The following is a 15,892-nucleotide window of genomic DNA, read 5'->3' on the forward strand; positions in this document are numbered from 1 at the left end:
AATCCTCTGTTTCACATTTAGCCAAGTTCACACTAAGATACCTACATACCAGGCAGCACCAGGATCTATAAGTTTTCAATGTGTATGCCGACCAAATTTTCCATCTACCCTCTAGGATGTATCTCCCCAAAGACATCCTATTTTTTCAGCCCAGCTCGCCTTGAGTTGGGCTTTTTTTTGCATGAAATAGACATAAAAAAGGGCGCCGAAGCGCCTTCCCATTATGATCATTCAAATTATTACTGCTGTTGTTGTTGCATCCAACGTCGTTGCTGCAAACGCTCACCTTCGACTTCACGTTTATTGCGTGCAGACTCATACAGCTTAGTGCCTTTCAGTTCAGGCGGCATATAATCCTGCATGACAAAATGCTCAGGATAATTATGTGGATATAAATAGTCCACGCCATAGCCTTGCTCTTTCATCAATTTGGTTGGTGCATTTCTCAAATGTAGTGGCACAGGTAGATTCGAGGTTTTTTCTGCCAAATCTAAGGCTTTGTTGATGGCCAAATAAGTACTGTTACTTTTAGCACTGGTTGCCAAATACACCGCACATTGCCCCAAAATGATTCGACACTCAGGCATACCAATTGCCTGCACAGATCGGAAACATTCTCCAGCCAACAGTAAAGCATTTGGATTTGAGTTGCCAATATCTTCAGATGCCGCAATCAACATACGACGGGCAATAAAAACAGGATCTTCACCACCTTTGAGCATTCGAGCCATCCAATACAAAGCGGCATCTGGATCACTGCCTCGAATCGACTTAATAAAAGCCGAAACTAGATCATAATGCTGTTCGCCCGATTTGTCATAGCGTGCAATATTTTGCTGCGCAACTTTGACTACCACCGCATTGTTAATGATATTTTCTAAGTCTGGCTCAAACGTACTGGCGATTAAATCTAAAAGATTTAATGCTTTACGAGCATCACCTGCGGCAAATTGAAATAAAGCTTCATATTCTTCGATTTGAATATAACGCTCTTTTAAAAACGAATCTTGGTGAATGGCTTGATCCAATAAGCGCTGAATTACGTCATTATCCAGAGCATTTAAGGTATACACCTGACAACGCGACAATAAGGCATTATTAACTTCAAATGAAGGGTTTTCTGTGGTTGCACCAATCAGGGTAATTTTGCCCTTTTCAACTGCATTCAGTAAGGCATCTTGTTGTGACTTATTAAAGCGATGAATTTCATCAATAAACACCACAGGTGTCAATAAATCTCCACCATCGGCGATGATTTCACGTAACTCTTTCACCCCAGTATTGAGCGCAGATAAACTAATAAATGGTCGGTCAACGGCCTGCGCTAACAACAATGCAATTGTGGTTTTACCTACACCCGGAGGTCCCCAAAAAATAATCGATGGCAAATGCCCTTGGTCAATCATCTGGCGTAACGGTGCATCTTCACCCAAAAGGTGATCTTGTCCAATAATTTGCGATAAATCATGAGGACGCATGCGTTCAGGAAGAGGAATTTGGCTGTCTGACATCTTATTATTTCGTTTCCGGCAATTGGGGACGTTTTTTCTATTCTAACACTGCCTTGGCAGAATCTTTGCTTTATTCGGTATTCAATTTAGGAGGGTGGTTTAATGTCGTTATTTAAGTATCTTGCATGTAAAAATCCTTAGGCGAATGTTAACTATAATGTAACAAGAGATCTTATCCCTTATCGATCAAATTAAAGTATGATCGGCTAGATATCCCATTTTTAGCTTGCCTGACCCAATTGGACAGATTGTATGAAGCAATCATTAAAGCAAAAGCAAATACCTCAAGTTCAACAAGGCATTGATCTATCTATATATTCATTTCAACAAATGCCTCAAGCCAAGAATATACAATTACAACATACCCAATGTGCAGAATTACGCGAAAAACTCGACAGCCGTAATCAAATGTTAGATGCCAGTGTCGACTGTATTAAATTATTAAGCCTAGACGGTCATATTCTGCATATGAACCGCGCTGGTTGCTTAGCTCTCGGTGTGTCGCCGACTGAAACTGAGTTTGGTATGTCATGGCACAAATTATTGCCTGAAGAAGTCCGCGACGCGTGTCTGAATGCTTTTGCAGAAGCCAAACAAGGAAAAACTTCTCGCTTTGTCGGCATGAGCCAAGTGGCCGATGAACCCATGGCTTATTGGGATAACATGCTCAGCCCAGTATTCAATGAATATGGTCAAGTCAAAGAAATTCTCTGTGTCTCCCGTGATATTACGGTACAGCGACTGGCGGAAAATAAACTCCAACGGATCATTGAACAGGATGATTTAACAGGTTTATTAAACCGCCGTGCGTTTAGTCGAGTCTTTAAAAGTCACTTAAGAGTGGCACGAGAACATCAGCAACAACTGGGTTTGTTATTGATCGATCTGGATTATTTTAAGCATATTAATGACACCTTAGGGCATAGTGCTGGAGACCATTTACTGCATACCCTTGGACAGCGTTTTCAGCACTGTTTTGATGCAAATATCGTGGTTTCACGCTTAGGTGGCGATGAATTTGCCATTTCTATTCCGAACTTAAAATCGCAACAACAATTAACAGATATTGCCAGCATCGCCTGTCAGCAAATGGATATGCCGATTTTCTATAATGGACAAAGCATCAATATAGGTATGAGTATTGGCTGTGCGATCTACCCACGCGATGCACAAAATTCCTCGAATTTACTTAAATGCGCAGATATTGCACTGAATGATTTAAAAGGCAGTGGTCGTGGTGGGGTGCGAATGTTCAACCACACCATGTTTAAAATTCTTGAAAACACCACTCGCCAATTAACGCTAGCCCGCAGCCTGATTAAGTCCAATCAAATTATTCCGTTTTATCAACCCAAAGTTCGCCTTTCTGACAGTCAAGTGGTCGGCTTTGAAGCTTTGCTGCGTTGGTACGATAAAGACCAACAATTACAATTACCTTCTCAAATTTTTGCTGCATTTCAAGATTATGAATTGGCTTCACGCATTAGTGAAACAATGCAAATTAAAATCTTTCAAGATATTCAAAAATGGATTGAACTTGGACTGCAACCGCTACCGATTTCAATAAATGCTGCACCTGTCGAATTTTTACGTGATGATTATGCGGAAAAACTACTGAATCGCTTAAAGCAGTTTGGTATATCACCAGATATTATTGAGGTCGAAATTACCGAGCAAAGCCTGTCAGAACGTGGCTCAAATTATGTGATTCGCGCCCTCAATTTATTGAAAGACCATGGCATCCACATTTCTTTAGATGATTTTGGTACAGGTCATTCATCATTAACACGTCTAAGTAACTACCCTGTCGACTGTATTAAAATCGACCGTAATTTTGTGGAACGCATGCATACCGACTGTTCAGCACTTGCCATTGTCAAAGCGATTACACAAATTGGTGCGAGTGTTTCCCTGAATATATTAGTCGAAGGTATAGAGAAACCGGAACAGGTCGATACCTTAAAAGAATGTAATTGTCATACTGGACAAGGTTTTTACTTTTATCGTCCGCTCAGTTATGACCATGCGATGGAACTTTTGAGTCACTAAAACTTGTGGAGCAAGACACGATGACACTGAAGTATTTAGTCAGTGCCTGTCTGGCAGGCCAACCCGTTCGTTATGATGCCAAATCAAATACACAACAAGCAATTTGCCAACTGATGCAGACTCACCAAGTCATTACGGCCTGCCCAGAAATGATGGGCGGCCTGAGCTGTCCACGTTTTCCTGCAGAAATTCAAAATGGTCAAGCCACTGATGTGCTCAATGGTACAGCCCAAGTCAAAGATGTCTTGGGCACAGATGTCAGTGCTGAATTTATCGCGGGTGCCCACCGCATGTTGGAATTGGCCCAATTGCATAAGGTTGATGTGGTGGTCTTAAAAGATCGTAGCCCGTCGTGCGGCAGTCATTATATTTATGATGGCACCTTTACGCGTACAAAAATTGAAGGCTATGGAGTAACCACAGCACTCCTTAAACAGCATGGATTTCAGGTTCTGTCAGAACAAGACTTTCTGGCCATGATACAAGATCAACTCTAGCCCCAAGATAGAGCGTATCTATGTCCTTTAGCGTACCCAACGCACAATATAATCTTCAATATCATCAGGGTTGACGTCTTCTTCACTGATGCAACGCCCTGCGGCAGACTTTCGTGCCTTCAAAATACTGTCACGACTTCCCGTCACGAGATGATGCCAACGCGGTAAATCTTTACCTTCAGAAATTCTACGATAAGCACAGCTCGGCGGTAGCCAATGAAATTGGTGAATCTGATGTGGTGTCAGCTGTATACAGTCTGGAACATGTGATTGACGATTTGGATAATCGGAACAACTGGCAGTTTCACAATCTAAAAGTTTGCATGCCACTTTGGTGTATGCCACCTCTTGCGTATCTTCATCTTCAAGCTTGATTAAACAACACAGCCCGCAACCATCACAGAGGGACTCCCACTCCAAATGAGTGAGTTCAGTCAAAGCATGCTTTTTCCAAAAATGTGGGCGTAGAGTATCGGTCATCTTCTCGCTCGCAACGAAGGTGGCAGGCATATTAACTGAACCCGCACATAAATTCCTTGTTTAAGTTACCGAATATTGAACATTAAATAAACAAAAGAATACATAGCATGCTTTCTGTGACTCCTATACTGATGAGACAGAATAAAAAATCACATGGAGATAAAACTATGTTCCGCTGGGCTATTATTTTCGCTGTAATTGCATTGATTGCGAGTCTGCTAGGTTTTGGTGGTGTGGCAGGCTTATCCAAAGACTTTGCTGTTATTCTTTTGGTTATTGCAGTCATTCTCGCAATTGTTGGTTTCCTCTCTCGAGGAAAAGTTTAGGCGACGGATTGTATGTCGTTTTAAACTACAAATTACTCCCCTCAGACTCATGAATCAGAAACCTATGTTTTTATCATCTTGAGTCTCAATCAAAAAAATAAGAGCCTATGGGCTCTTATTTTTTACATCAACGTCAAACGCATTACGCTGTAGGTTTTAGCTTTAAGGTTTTAAGTGACGAGGTCTAAAGCCGGTTGCAATTAAAGCAATCCCATAAGCAGCAATGCCAATCACACATAAGATGATCACTTCCGCGACACGCATCCACGCAGATACATCACCGTTGTACCATGTTAAGCCATACCACAGTGCAGCAATCATCACAGCATTGGCAATCGCAAACTGAATCACCAATTTTTTCCAATGCGCACCAAAACGGAAAATATTGCGCTTATGTAAATAAAAATACAGCATCCCTGCATTCACTAAAGCGGAACCCGATGATGCCAATGCCAAAGCCATATGCTCAGCATGCCAATCAATCAGTTTAAAGAACCCAATAAACACCACGTTAAGAATAGCATTGGCTGCGACCGCCATTAAACCTACACGTACTGGAGTTTTTGTATCTTGCTGCGCATAAAACCCTGGTGCAAACACTTTGATGAGCATGAATGAAATCACACCAGCACTCATACATTGCAATGCTAATGCAGTCATTTGTGTATCTTCAAAGCTAAATTGACCACGTTCAAATAAGGCCTGAATAATAGGTGTCGAAAGCATGAACAGCGCAATACTGGCAGGCACACCCACCAAGATAATGACTTTAGCCGCCCAATCAATCATACGGCGGAATTTGTCCTGATCCTGTTCAGCATGGCGTGCAGACAATGACGGTAAAATCACGGTACCAATGGCCACCCCAATCAAACCTAAAGGCAGCTCGGTCATACGTTCAGCACTATACAGCCATGATACTGAACCATCTTGCATGAAAGACGCCCAAATGGTGTTCAACAGTAGGTTGATCTGCGTCACTGAGACACCAAACAGCGCTGGCAGCATCAACTTCATGATGCGATCAACACCTTCATGTTTGAAGTCAACTTTCGGTGGAATCAGTAATTTTTTACGCCATAGCTCTGGAATCTGAATCGCCAATTGTAAGAAGCCTGCAGCGACAACAGACCAACCTAAAGCCATAATTGGCTCGGCCATATAAGGGGTTAACCATAGCGCACCGGCAATCATCGCGACATTAAGTAACACTGGAGCGAACGCAGGTGTACTGAATGAGCCATAACTATTCAAAATACTGCTGGCAAATGCCGTTAAGGACATAAACAGTAAGTAAGGAATCGTTAGGCGGAACATATCGGTAGCTAACGCAAACTTGTCTGCATCACCATGGAAACCCGGTGCATAGATATAAATAATCGCGGGTGCCGCCACCATTGCGATGAACGTCAAACTAGTCATCACCAGACCTAAACAGCCAAAAACACGGCTAATCAGAATCTGGACTTCGGCATGGGTTCGACTGGTTTTATATTCAGTCAATACAGGAATAAAGGCTTGTGAAAATGCCCCTTCTGCGAATAAGCGCCTAAAAAAGTTAGGAATACGAAAGGCAACCACGAAGGTATCGAAGTCTTTACCTGCACCAAATACATTTAACAGGACAATATCCCGTACCAGTCCCAATACACGGGACAACATAGTCATTGCACTGACAATGACTGTCGAACGCCAAAGCGCCATCGGTATTTCTCACTTTTGAAAGTGCGCCTATTGTAATGAAACTCGTCAAGGAATTTCATTGGTTTATTAAACGCAGTGTGTATTGTTTATTTGTTTTTAAAATGATGCAGCTGCTGACGAAAAGCGTTCCACTCAAAAAATGGACCTGGATCAGTTTTACGTCCCGGTGCAATATCTGAATGCCCTGCAATATGTTGTTGAATTTTAGGATAAGCCTGTTGTAAACACGCCACGACCTCGGTCAGCACGGCATATTGTGCAGCCTCAAAAGGTAAATCATCACTTCCTTCGAGTTCAATGCCAATCGAATAATCATTACATTCTTTTTGTGCTAAATAGGTTGAGCGACCTGCATGCCAAGCCCGATCATTAAAATTGACGAACTGTAGGACTTCGCCTGTACGCAGGATCAATAAATGTGTCGATACTTGCATCCCTTCAATAGTTTGAAAATAAGGATGTTTCGACCAATCCAACTGATTTTGGAAAAATTGTTCGATATAACCACCGCCGAACTGAGAAGGTGGCAAACTAATATTATGAATGACGACAAGCTGAATTTCGGTATCTTCAGGACGCTGGTTAAAATTCGGTGATGGAACTTGACGCGCACCTAGCAATTGCCCATCCTGCACCTGAAATGTTGTTGCTTGTGACATAAAAAAATCCTGTGTCTAAGCCGGCCTGCAATGCTGCAGATCAAAACGCCGAGCCCTACTTGAAAGTTTTAATGCTAAAACTTTCACATTGAAATCTCAATTCAAGTCTGTGAAAGGAGTTAAAAATCGCTCATTTTTAAGGAACAATGCTAATATAACGCGCACATTTTCCTGGGTTAAAAAGATACGGAACTTCTTATGAGCATATCGCAATCTTTGCTTGAACAATCAATCCAAATCAATATTCAACACGCACTACAAGAAGATATTGGCGAAGGCGATATTACAGCCCTGTTAACTCCAGAAGATGAACAAGCGACCGCAACAATTATTAGTCGTGAAGATATGGTGCTAGCAGGGCAACCGTGGGTCAATGCGCTCATTCAAACTTTTGATGCAAGTGTACAAGTCACATGGTTAAAAAATGATGGGGAACGTGTCTCAGCAGGTGAGGCTTTCTTAAAATTAGCAGGTTCTGCACGTAGCCTATTAACCGTTGAACGCCCTGCACTGAATTTTGTGCAAACATTATCGGCTGTAGCCACTAAAACAGCTGAATATGTTCAACAACTGGAAGGCTTAAATACTCGCTTATTAGATACGCGTAAAACGCTGCCAGGCCTACGTATTGCACAAAAATATGCAGTTGCTGTCGGAGGTGGTCAAAACCATCGCTTAGGTTTATTTGATGCGTTTTTAATTAAAGAAAATCACATCATGGCAGCAGGTAGCATCCAACAAGCGATTGCCAAAGCACACCAGATTGCACCGGGCAAACCTGTGGAAGTTGAAGTCGAAACTTGGGATGAACTCAACCAAGCATTGGAAGCAGGTGCGGATATTGTGATGTTGGATAACTTTAGTCAGCAACAAATGATTGATGCCGTTAAACACGTCAATGGTCGCTGCAAACTTGAAGCGTCAGGCAATATCACTATTGCAAACTTACGTGAAGTGGCAACGACAGGGGTCGATTATATTTCGATGGGTGTGCTCACCAAAGATGTCACAGCGATTGATTTATCGATGCGCTTTAATGCCTAACGCTCTAGACTTACTCTAAACATAAATAAAGGGTGCTATTGCACCCTTTTTGATGCTTAACCTCTAGCATGACTTAATCATCATCTTGCTGTTGTTTTGCACCTCGTTGATCTTCATGTTCAGAGTCCTTTTCATGCGCCGCATCGTCTTCATGCTGCTCGCGCTCATCTTGATCATCGTCCTGATCTTTTGAGTTTTCACTTTGTTCAGAAAAACGACCACCTTCACGCTCTTGATCCTGATTTCCAAAAAAATCACAACCACTGATCAACAATACGATGAACAAAGAAAAATACATCATCCAATTTTTCATTTTTAGTCCTTCAAAGCATCCTGATCCTATTAATTTGAGCCAAAGACACGCTGCTTAATAGGTGATTCTTGTTGGATTTTCTATATTCAGCGCATAAAAAAACGCATCCGAAGATGCGTTCTTTATTCAGTTTGAACTGAATCAAACAACTTACCAGCCTAAAGCTTCTTGTTGTTTTTTGATCAATTCTTGAATGCCTTTTTCAGCAAGTTCAAGCATTTCATTACACTGTGTACGTGTAAACGGTTTGTCTTCTGCTGTACCTTGAAGTTCAATGAACTCACCAGCTTGTGTCATCACTACGTTCATGTCTGTTTGGCAGCTTGAATCTTCTTCATAGCAAAGATCAAGTAATGCTTCGTCTTGATACATCCCTACAGAAATCGCAGCAACTAAACCTTTTAATGGATCTTGTTTAATTTTTTTATTTTCAAGCAAGACATTCATTGCATCAACCAAGGCAACAGCTGCACCTGTAATTGATGCTGTACGTGTACCGCCATCTGCCTGAATCACATCACAGTCGATACTGATGGTATTTTCACCCAATTTTTTCAAATCCACCATCGCGCGTAAGCTACGACCAATCAGACGTTGAATTTCTTGAGTACGACCGCTTTGTTTACCACGCGCCGCTTCACGGTCAGTACGTGTATGTGTTGAACGAGGTAACATGCCATATTCAGCAGTCACCCAACCCTGACCTTTTCCTTTAAGGAAACGCGGTACTGAGTTGTCAACACTTGCAGTACAAAGAACTTTTGTATGACCAAATTCAACCAATACAGAACCTTCCGCATAACGTGTGTAGTTACGGGTAATTTTTACTTCACGTAATTGATCTAATGCTCGTTGGTCGATACGCATAATGAGTCCTTAATCTGACAAAATTGATTGCGGCACATTATAACAGAAGGTACAGCCAGATTCGGGATGCATTCGTGTGCATTTACAAAATCCATTCATCCAAGTTTTGATAGGCCCATCGTACGACATCAGGAAATTTGTTAGACTGAAGCCACGCAAAATTCAGGACGAATTGCATGTCGATACGGGAAGAACGTAAGCAACAAAGTCGTAAAGCTATCCTTGATGCAGCGCTTGCATTGAGTACCACAGGCCGTTCTTTTAGCAGTCTGAGCTTACGCGAAATTTCCCGTCATGTCGGCTTGGTTCCTGCTGCATTTTATCGCCATTTTCAGGACATGGATGAGCTCGGTTTGGAACTAGTCGACCAAATGGCCCTGCACCTTCGGAATGTCCTCAATCAACTGAGTCAGCAATGCTTTCAAGCACCAGATGCACGCACACGACAAAGTCTGGATTATTTATTTCATGCCGTTGAGCAATTTCCTGAGGCATGGATGTTTCTTATTGCTGAACGTTGGGGTGGTTCAGCATTCTTAAGACAAGCCATTACTCGTGAGTTTAATTTTCTCAGTACCGATTTGGCCCATGCACTGGCTCAAGTTGAAGCGACTCAACATATTCAATCCGAACAAGACCTCAAAGTATTGGGACAAATTTTGTTTGAATTGGCCTTAAGTTGGGCAATGCAGTGGATTGACATACATCGACATATTGACCTTCCACAACGTACGGATGCGCTACTACAATTTCGCCGCCAAGCTCAGACCCAAGTTCAGCTCTTATTTCGTGGCATCTTACATTGGGATCGATCTTTGGCTCAAATCGCTGATCCGCAAAATTTATCGACTTAAAACGCAAAATGTACCGGCATAAAAAAAGCCGCATCGAGTGCGGCTTTTTCAAAACATCTGTTATTTCGCTTTACGTTCTTTATCAACAAGGAATTTCACGATTTCAACGGTACGTGCATCTTCACCTTGTACGATGTATTTACCATTGACGGTAATCGCAGGCACGCCGCTCAATTGATATTGAGCCGCTAAGTTTTTCGCTTGAGCAATTTTTGAAGACACAGCAAATGATTTAAATGTGCTGTTAAATTTCGCTTCAGGAACACCATAACGGGTGTAGAACTTAGCAAATGCGCCTTGTTCTAAGATATTTTTTTGACCCACATGAATGTCATGGAACAATTGTAAATGTGCTTTTTGACGAACACCCAGTGCTTCCGATGCATAGTAAGCACGCGCGCCTTGTTCCCAAAGTGGATTCATTGCTGCAGGTGTACGGACAAAACGTACATCTTTAGGCAATTGCTTTAACCACGTTTGCATATGCGGTTCTAATGTAAAACAATGTGGGCAGCCATACCAAAAGAACTCACGGACTTCGATTTTACCCGGACGTTCGACTTTAATCGGTTTTGGAATAACTGTGTAATCAGTCCCCGCGACAAATTGCGCTGCCATCGCACTGCCAGAAAAAGCCAAAATAGCTGTTGTAATCGTGCCTAAAAGGAATTTTTTCATTGAACTTATCGTCCTCAAAATCATTATGATTAGTTTATGGCAACACTATAAATCAAATCTGTCGATTTCGTTTTCATTCTGTGAACTTTTTTAAGGCTTTTATCGCTTTTTTTTCAGGACGCGCTACACTAACTCCCATAAACTTTTTTCTAAAATATAAAGACTTGATTGAGGTGCAACCGATGTCGCAATTGAATGTTGATCCACAAGAAATTGCCAAATTTGAAGCTTTCGCAGCCATATGGTGGGATCAGCATTCTGAGTTCCGCCCTTTGCACATGATTAATCCTCTGCGTTTGAACTGGATTGATGAGCATTCAAATGGCATCACTGGTAAGAAAGTATTAGATGTTGGCTGTGGCGGCGGTATTTTAGCTGAAAGCATGGCACGTCGCGGTGCGCAAGTATTGGGTATCGACATGGGTGAAGCGCCATTGAATGTTGCACGCCTACATGCCGAACAAGAAAATGTGCAAAATATTGAATATCGCCAAGTGCCTGTAGAGCAATTGGCAGAAGAACAAGCCGGTCAATATGACGTCGTTACCTGTATGGAAATGCTCGAACACGTACCCGATCCAGCATCAATCATTTTAGCCTGTCAAAAGCTGGTAAAACCGGGTGGTCATGTGTTCTTCTCAACCATTAACCGTAATCCTAAAGCCTATTTGTTTGCGATTATTGGTGCGGAATATGTTTTACGCATGTTGGCGAAAGGCACTCATGATTATTCGAAGTTTATTAAACCTTCAGAATTAGCTCATGATATTCGTCAAGCCGAGTTAAAACTCAAAGATATGACAGGTTTACATTATAACCCGATCACCAAACGCTATTGGCTCGCACCGAATGTGGATGTGAACTACATGGTTCATACGGTGAAAGAAGCCTAATGAAAGCTGTACTCTTTGATCTTGACGGTACACTGATTGATACCGCGGCTGATTTTATTCGTATTATTCAAGACATGTGCCGTGACAAAGGCATTGCGGTGGTCAGTGCTGACGACATTCGTGTACAGGTATCTGAAGGCGCGCGTGCCATGGTCAAACTGGTCTATCCAGAGTTAGACGTTGAAGATCCTATCTTTCTGGCACATCGTCAACGCTTTCTAGATCTGTATGGTGCTGATATTGCAGTTGATACCGATCTGTTTGAAGGCATGTATCCACTACTCGCAGAGTTAGAACAACATCAAATTCCGTGGGGTATTGTCACCAATAAGCCGCGTTCACTCAGTGAAGCGTTGCTCAAAGCGTTGAATTTGACTGAGCGCTGCTCGGTATTGGTTTGCCCAGATGATGTCAGTAAAACCAAGCCAGACCCAGAGCCGATGTATTTAGCCGCCAAGCACATCCATCTTGATGCTCAAGACTGTATCTATGTCGGTGATCATCCACGTGATATCGATGCTGGTCGTAATGCGCAGATGTACACGATTCTAGCGGCTTATGGCTATTTACCTTTACAACACAAAGATGACTTAACAGCTTGGCATGCAGATTGTATAGTGAAGACTGTTGCTGACCTGCATGAAGCCATTCATGATTTGGTCATCAAACCGAAAACGCTCAACACAGCGACTTTATAACGATAGAACACAACACAATAAAACGAGGAGGTACGGATGAAATATTCAGAATATCAACCTCGCCCCGATCTGCTCAAAGATCGCATTATCCTGATTACAGGTGCGGGCGATGGTATTGGCCGTGCGGCTGCCCTCAGTTATGCCTTACATGGCGCAACCGTGGTCTTACATGGACGCACACTGAATAAACTAGAAGTGATTTACGATGAAATTGAAGGCTTGGGTGCCCCCCAACCGGCGATTTTACCGCTACAACTGTCTAGTGCCTCTCCTCGTGATTATGAGCTGTTGGTCGATACCTTAGAAAAGCAATTTGGTCGCCTAGACGGCATTTTGCATAATGCTGGGATTTTGGGTGAGCGAACTGAACTAGAACATTATCCTGTGGATGTATGGGATGATGTCATGGCGGTGAACCTTCGCGCGCCCTTTGTACTGACTCAAGAGCTGATGCCACTACTACAAAAATCTGAGCATGCCTCAGTGGTCTTTGCCAGTTCAGGTGTGGGGCGTGAAGCCCGTGAACGTTGGGGCGCGTACTCGGTTTCAAAAATTGCCATTGAAGCCGTAAGCACATTGTTCGCTAAAGAAAATGAACACCCCAATATTCGTTTTAACTGTATTAACCCTGGTGCGACACGTACTGCCATGCGTGCAAAAGCTTATCCAGACGAAGATCCAAAAACTTTGCCTACGCCTGAAAGCATCATGCCTGCATATTTATATTTAATGGGTGACGACAGCTTGCATTTAACTGGTGCCAGCATAGATGCCCAAGATGAATAGGGTGAAAACCCAATTTAAAAAGGAAGATCGCGCTTCCTTTTTTTATGTCTTGAATCTTTACAACGCATCATTAACCGAATGATTTTGCAGTGCCCACGCGAAAGTCGACTTGAGTTTTTAGCAAATTTGCCGATACTTGGGGCATTCTTTAAAAACATTGGATTGATACATGTCTGACTTTAGCAATATTACAGTGACTCCAACTGAGGATGGCATGGTTAACCTACTGGTCGATGGTCAACCGATTTCAGCAAAATATGGCATGAAATTCGACCCGAGTATCGTGGACGATTTAAAAGGCTTAGATGTCGGTCAAAATGCAAAATTATTTGAACAATTTATTTTTTCGCATACTGACTTAAACTTTGAGCATGCCTATTTCTATGTCACTTGCATTCAAAAGCAAGAAGCAGGCTTTCAAGTGATCACTAACTTTGTTTATCGCATCATTGCGCAAGATCAAGCACCGTTTGAGCATGTGATTACCAAACAAGGTGCAGCAATGACACCTGAAGATATTAATGAATTTATTCAAGCTCATATTCAAAAATCATTAACGGATTATACCGACCTGAAATACGCATACTAATTACGTTCCAAGTGACACATTTAGAACTAAAAAGGGCCATTTGATGCCCTTTTTTTAAACTCTTAGATTAGCATTTGAAATTCAACAAGCTTTGATCAAAAGACAGTTTTATCACCCCACTTGCTATTAATCGTATTTTTAAATTATTTTTATAATAATATTCGGTTTTTCAAATTAAATATAAAAGCATAGACTGCTGGGCATGACATAGACCGACGGCAAGGAGACCCAAATGGCTGATCAAACACGTAAAATTGAAACCATTCGTTCAATTGAAACCTTACAACTGACTGAAAATTTGATCTCTGCAATGGACGATGCCGAGCAAGCTGAATCTGTGGCTCAAGCGATTTATTCACTCCAATGCCTCAATGAGCAGTGGTACTAAAACCCGAATTTACCCACCGTTTTCATTCCAGTATCTCTACCCTATTTGCCCATCAAGACTTGATGGGCGTTTTTGATCGTGCTTACAATAGACCTCAAATTTAATCAAAGCTGAATTGCAAGGATAAAAAGCGCGCATTATCGGACCATCGCTTTCAAGATGGAAAGATTGTTCTCGGCGCCAAATTTATCGCATAATATCCGCAATCTCTTCGTTTTATTTAAAGAAATATTCATCTTTCTTCACAGTTTCTCTGCATTTAATGCGTACAGTAGTGATATTGAAGATAAATTACTCATGAGGGTTGAACATGAAAAAGATTTTGCCAATTTTGGCTATTTCTTTCAGTGCTTTAATAGCAAGCAGCATCACGTCTGCAGCGCCTCACTTCAAGAACGATGAACGTGGCTTTGATGGCCCACGCGGCAATGCATATGGTCAAATGAAAAAAGATCGTGATTACCGTGGTTATCAGGACGATGACGATCTTGAAGATCGACGCCGTATGCGTGAACAACGTGGAGTCAAACGTTTGCAACAACATAAATGGCAAACGGGCTATGTGATGCCACAGCATTATCGTGGTAATGGTTATAAAGTCGATTATAAAGACCATAACTTACCTAAACCATCGCGTAATCAGCAATGGTATAAAATCAATAATGACTACATATTGGTCAACTCAGATAGTAACAGTATTCTGAAAATTTTAGGTATGTAAGCCGTTTTGAATTTAATTTCGCCATATTTTTAAAGTCCAGATCAACTCTGGGCTTTTTTTATGAGTTTTTTTTAATGTTTAACCGCAAAAGCTGATGCTGCCTAGCGTTCAGATCATTTACACACCTTCAAATTTCCTCCATACATTTCACAATTCAACTATATTGCCCCCACGCTTTCTCTGAACTTTCTCGCTAATTTTGAATCATCGAAAAACAGATTAGAAATGTATAGAGGTGTCCCATGAACAAAATCGTATCGAGTTTAGTTCTTTCCGTATCGGCTTTGATGGCAACAACAGCAGCCATTGCTGCGCCAGACCATCGTCAAGATGACCGCCGTTACCATCCGTCATACCAACATCAAGACAACCGTTGGGACAAAGATCACCGTCCGAGTAATTGGAATAACAACAACCGTTATGACAATAATCGCTACGACCGTAATGACTTTCGTCGTGTAAATCCAAGCCGCGATTGGCGTGTTGGTCAAAGCTTTCCTCGTTATTTCGATTCAAGCCGCTACAAAGTGAGTGACCGTGAAGCGCGCCGCTTACCGAACACCGGTCGTTATCAACAATGGTACAAAATCAATGGTGACTACGTGCTAGTCAATGATCGTACCGATCGCATCATTCGCATTAAGAATGGCTAATCATTCGACGATCTCTTAAGTCCCTTTCCCAACACCTGAACACTGTTCAGGTGTTTTTTATCAAATGGAGCGTAAAACTCTGTCCTTCAGGTCAGAGATATAAGCGACACGACATGAAGTGTCGTTTGATTTAACTAAGGACTATTTTCCTTGAGTTTTGATTGTTAATATAAGTACATGAA

At 41.9% G+C, this 15,892-nt stretch carries 19 protein-coding genes; 12 read left to right on the forward strand and 7 right to left on the reverse strand.

The annotated features are described in order from the left end of the window. Positions 1-239 precede the first annotated feature (239 nt). Positions 240-1,511, reverse strand: coding sequence for a replication-associated recombination protein A (locus tag FTT94_RS13405; RefSeq protein ID WP_180004338.1), 1,272 nt, complete (start codon positions 1,509-1,511; stop codon positions 240-242). 252 nt (positions 1,512-1,763) lie between these two features. Between FTT94_RS13405 and FTT94_RS13410 the strand changes: the two genes are divergently transcribed. Both FTT94_RS13410 and FTT94_RS13415 read left to right on the forward strand, forming a co-directional pair. Continuing rightward, positions 1,764-3,560, forward strand: a complete 1,797-nt coding sequence (locus FTT94_RS13410) for an EAL domain-containing protein (protein WP_180004336.1) — start codon at positions 1,764-1,766, stop codon at positions 3,558-3,560. Positions 3,561-3,580: 20 nt separating this feature from the next. Beyond that, positions 3,581-4,057 carry a DUF523 domain-containing protein gene (locus FTT94_RS13415; RefSeq protein WP_180004334.1) on the forward strand — a complete coding sequence of 159 codons (477 nt, stop codon included), beginning with the start codon at positions 3,581-3,583 and terminating at the stop codon, positions 4,055-4,057. Between the two features lie 27 nt (positions 4,058-4,084). Here FTT94_RS13415 and FTT94_RS13420 read toward each other — a convergent pair whose 3' ends face one another. Beyond that, on the reverse strand, positions 4,085-4,537 hold the full coding sequence (locus FTT94_RS13420; protein ID WP_180170952.1) for a YcgN family cysteine cluster protein: 453 nt from the start codon (positions 4,535-4,537) through the stop codon (positions 4,085-4,087). Positions 4,538-4,704: 167 nt separating this feature from the next. On the opposite strand from FTT94_RS13420, the gene FTT94_RS13425 reads away from it, so the two are divergent. Beyond that, positions 4,705-4,863: a DUF1328 domain-containing protein gene (locus FTT94_RS13425; RefSeq protein WP_005006601.1), complete on the forward strand. Its 159-nt coding sequence runs from the start codon at positions 4,705-4,707 to the stop codon at positions 4,861-4,863. Between the two features lie 162 nt (positions 4,864-5,025). Here FTT94_RS13425 and murJ read toward each other — a convergent pair whose 3' ends face one another. Next, complete coding sequence (gene murJ, locus FTT94_RS13430) at positions 5,026-6,567, reverse strand: murein biosynthesis integral membrane protein MurJ (protein ID WP_111885102.1); 1,542 nt, start codon at positions 6,565-6,567, stop codon at positions 5,026-5,028. A gap of 86 nt (positions 6,568-6,653) precedes the next feature. Continuing rightward, positions 6,654-7,226, reverse strand: coding sequence for a 1,6-anhydro-N-acetylmuramyl-L-alanine amidase AmpD (gene ampD / locus FTT94_RS13435; RefSeq protein ID WP_180008605.1), 573 nt, complete (start codon positions 7,224-7,226; stop codon positions 6,654-6,656). 198 nt (positions 7,227-7,424) lie between these two features. Here ampD and nadC point away from each other — a divergent pair, with 198 nt between their 5' ends. Then, positions 7,425-8,270, forward strand: a complete 846-nt coding sequence (gene nadC / locus FTT94_RS13440; protein WP_180170949.1) for a carboxylating nicotinate-nucleotide diphosphorylase — start codon at positions 7,425-7,427, stop codon at positions 8,268-8,270. 73 nt (positions 8,271-8,343) lie between these two features. Here the strand turns inward: nadC and FTT94_RS13445 are convergent, their stop codons facing one another. Both FTT94_RS13445 and rph read right to left on the reverse strand, forming a co-directional pair. Then, positions 8,344-8,583 carry a hypothetical protein gene (locus tag FTT94_RS13445; protein WP_180170950.1) on the reverse strand — a complete coding sequence of 80 codons (240 nt, stop codon included), beginning with the start codon at positions 8,581-8,583 and terminating at the stop codon, positions 8,344-8,346. A 150-nt stretch (positions 8,584-8,733) separates the two neighbouring features. Beyond that, on the reverse strand, positions 8,734-9,450 hold the full coding sequence (gene rph / locus FTT94_RS13450; RefSeq protein ID WP_078190634.1) for a ribonuclease PH: 717 nt from the start codon (positions 9,448-9,450) through the stop codon (positions 8,734-8,736). A 176-nt stretch (positions 9,451-9,626) separates the two neighbouring features. Here rph and FTT94_RS13455 point away from each other — a divergent pair, with 176 nt between their 5' ends. Beyond that, the gene (locus tag FTT94_RS13455; protein ID WP_180170951.1) at positions 9,627-10,304 is read left to right on the forward strand and encodes a TetR family transcriptional regulator; all 678 of its coding nucleotides are present in this window, start codon (positions 9,627-9,629) and stop codon (positions 10,302-10,304) included. A 60-nt stretch (positions 10,305-10,364) separates the two neighbouring features. Here the strand turns inward: FTT94_RS13455 and FTT94_RS13460 are convergent, their stop codons facing one another. Continuing rightward, entirely contained in the window at positions 10,365-10,982 is a 618-nt protein-coding gene (locus FTT94_RS13460) for a thiol:disulfide interchange protein DsbA/DsbL (RefSeq protein ID WP_078193271.1), read from the reverse strand. A 182-nt stretch (positions 10,983-11,164) separates the two neighbouring features. Here FTT94_RS13460 and ubiG point away from each other — a divergent pair, with 182 nt between their 5' ends. The 7 genes from ubiG (at position 11,165) to FTT94_RS13495 (ending at position 15,710) form a co-directional block, all read left to right on the forward strand. Continuing rightward, positions 11,165-11,875, forward strand: coding sequence for a bifunctional 2-polyprenyl-6-hydroxyphenol methylase/3-demethylubiquinol 3-O-methyltransferase UbiG (gene ubiG / locus FTT94_RS13465; protein WP_078190637.1), 711 nt, complete (start codon positions 11,165-11,167; stop codon positions 11,873-11,875). Next, on the forward strand, positions 11,875-12,573 hold the full coding sequence (locus FTT94_RS13470; protein ID WP_180049679.1) for an HAD family hydrolase: 699 nt from the start codon (positions 11,875-11,877) through the stop codon (positions 12,571-12,573). The genes ubiG and FTT94_RS13470 overlap by 1 nt, the downstream gene beginning before the upstream one ends. A 36-nt stretch (positions 12,574-12,609) precedes the next feature. Beyond that, positions 12,610-13,359, forward strand: coding sequence for a YciK family oxidoreductase (locus FTT94_RS13475; RefSeq protein ID WP_078190639.1), 750 nt, complete (start codon positions 12,610-12,612; stop codon positions 13,357-13,359). Positions 13,360-13,528: 169 nt separating this feature from the next. After that, positions 13,529-13,948: a hypothetical protein gene (locus tag FTT94_RS13480; RefSeq protein WP_111885093.1), complete on the forward strand. Its 420-nt coding sequence runs from the start codon at positions 13,529-13,531 to the stop codon at positions 13,946-13,948. 232 nt (positions 13,949-14,180) lie between these two features. Continuing rightward, positions 14,181-14,336, forward strand: a complete 156-nt coding sequence (locus FTT94_RS13485; protein ID WP_180008593.1) for a hypothetical protein — start codon at positions 14,181-14,183, stop codon at positions 14,334-14,336. 310 nt (positions 14,337-14,646) lie between these two features. Next, positions 14,647-15,057, forward strand: coding sequence for an RcnB family protein (locus FTT94_RS13490; RefSeq protein WP_180022986.1), 411 nt, complete (start codon positions 14,647-14,649; stop codon positions 15,055-15,057). Between the two features lie 242 nt (positions 15,058-15,299). Further along, entirely contained in the window at positions 15,300-15,710 is a 411-nt protein-coding gene (locus FTT94_RS13495) for an RcnB family protein (protein WP_168379728.1), read from the forward strand. The last annotated feature ends 182 nt before the right edge of the window (positions 15,711-15,892 follow it).

This window comes from Acinetobacter sp. YH12027 (assembly GCF_013420085.1).
Classification (GTDB): Bacteria; Pseudomonadota; Gammaproteobacteria; order Pseudomonadales; family Moraxellaceae; genus Acinetobacter; species Acinetobacter amyesii.

Bases quoted from the DNA above. Each gene is read 5' to 3' on its own strand.
- murJ (WP_111885102.1), bottom strand. From the start codon at position 6,567: ATGGCGCTTTGGCGTTCGACAGTCATTGTCAGTGCAATGACTATGTTG.
- FTT94_RS13405 (WP_180004338.1), bottom strand. From the start codon at position 1,511: ATGTCAGACAGCCAAATTCCTCTTCCTGAACGCATGCGTCCTCATGAT.
- FTT94_RS13475 (WP_078190639.1), top strand. From the start codon at position 12,610: ATGAAATATTCAGAATATCAACCTCGCCCCGATCTGCTCAAAGATCGC.
- FTT94_RS13420 (WP_180170952.1), bottom strand. From the start codon at position 4,537: ATGACCGATACTCTACGCCCACATTTTTGGAAAAAGCATGCTTTGACT.
- FTT94_RS13480 (WP_111885093.1), top strand. From the start codon at position 13,529: ATGTCTGACTTTAGCAATATTACAGTGACTCCAACTGAGGATGGCATG.
- FTT94_RS13460 (WP_078193271.1), bottom strand. From the start codon at position 10,982: ATGAAAAAATTCCTTTTAGGCACGATTACAACAGCTATTTTGGCTTTT.
- nadC (WP_180170949.1), top strand. From the start codon at position 7,425: ATGAGCATATCGCAATCTTTGCTTGAACAATCAATCCAAATCAATATT.
- FTT94_RS13425 (WP_005006601.1), top strand. From the start codon at position 4,705: ATGTTCCGCTGGGCTATTATTTTCGCTGTAATTGCATTGATTGCGAGT.
- ubiG (WP_078190637.1), top strand. From the start codon at position 11,165: ATGTCGCAATTGAATGTTGATCCACAAGAAATTGCCAAATTTGAAGCT.
- rph (WP_078190634.1), bottom strand. From the start codon at position 9,450: ATGCGTATCGACCAACGAGCATTAGATCAATTACGTGAAGTAAAAATT.
- FTT94_RS13470 (WP_180049679.1), top strand. From the start codon at position 11,875: ATGAAAGCTGTACTCTTTGATCTTGACGGTACACTGATTGATACCGCG.
- FTT94_RS13415 (WP_180004334.1), top strand. From the start codon at position 3,581: ATGACACTGAAGTATTTAGTCAGTGCCTGTCTGGCAGGCCAACCCGTT.
- FTT94_RS13485 (WP_180008593.1), top strand. From the start codon at position 14,181: ATGGCTGATCAAACACGTAAAATTGAAACCATTCGTTCAATTGAAACC.
- FTT94_RS13445 (WP_180170950.1), bottom strand. From the start codon at position 8,583: ATGAAAAATTGGATGATGTATTTTTCTTTGTTCATCGTATTGTTGATC.
- FTT94_RS13455 (WP_180170951.1), top strand. From the start codon at position 9,627: ATGTCGATACGGGAAGAACGTAAGCAACAAAGTCGTAAAGCTATCCTT.
- FTT94_RS13490 (WP_180022986.1), top strand. From the start codon at position 14,647: ATGAAAAAGATTTTGCCAATTTTGGCTATTTCTTTCAGTGCTTTAATA.
- FTT94_RS13495 (WP_168379728.1), top strand. From the start codon at position 15,300: ATGAACAAAATCGTATCGAGTTTAGTTCTTTCCGTATCGGCTTTGATG.
- ampD (WP_180008605.1), bottom strand. From the start codon at position 7,226: ATGTCACAAGCAACAACATTTCAGGTGCAGGATGGGCAATTGCTAGGT.
- FTT94_RS13410 (WP_180004336.1), top strand. From the start codon at position 1,764: ATGAAGCAATCATTAAAGCAAAAGCAAATACCTCAAGTTCAACAAGGC.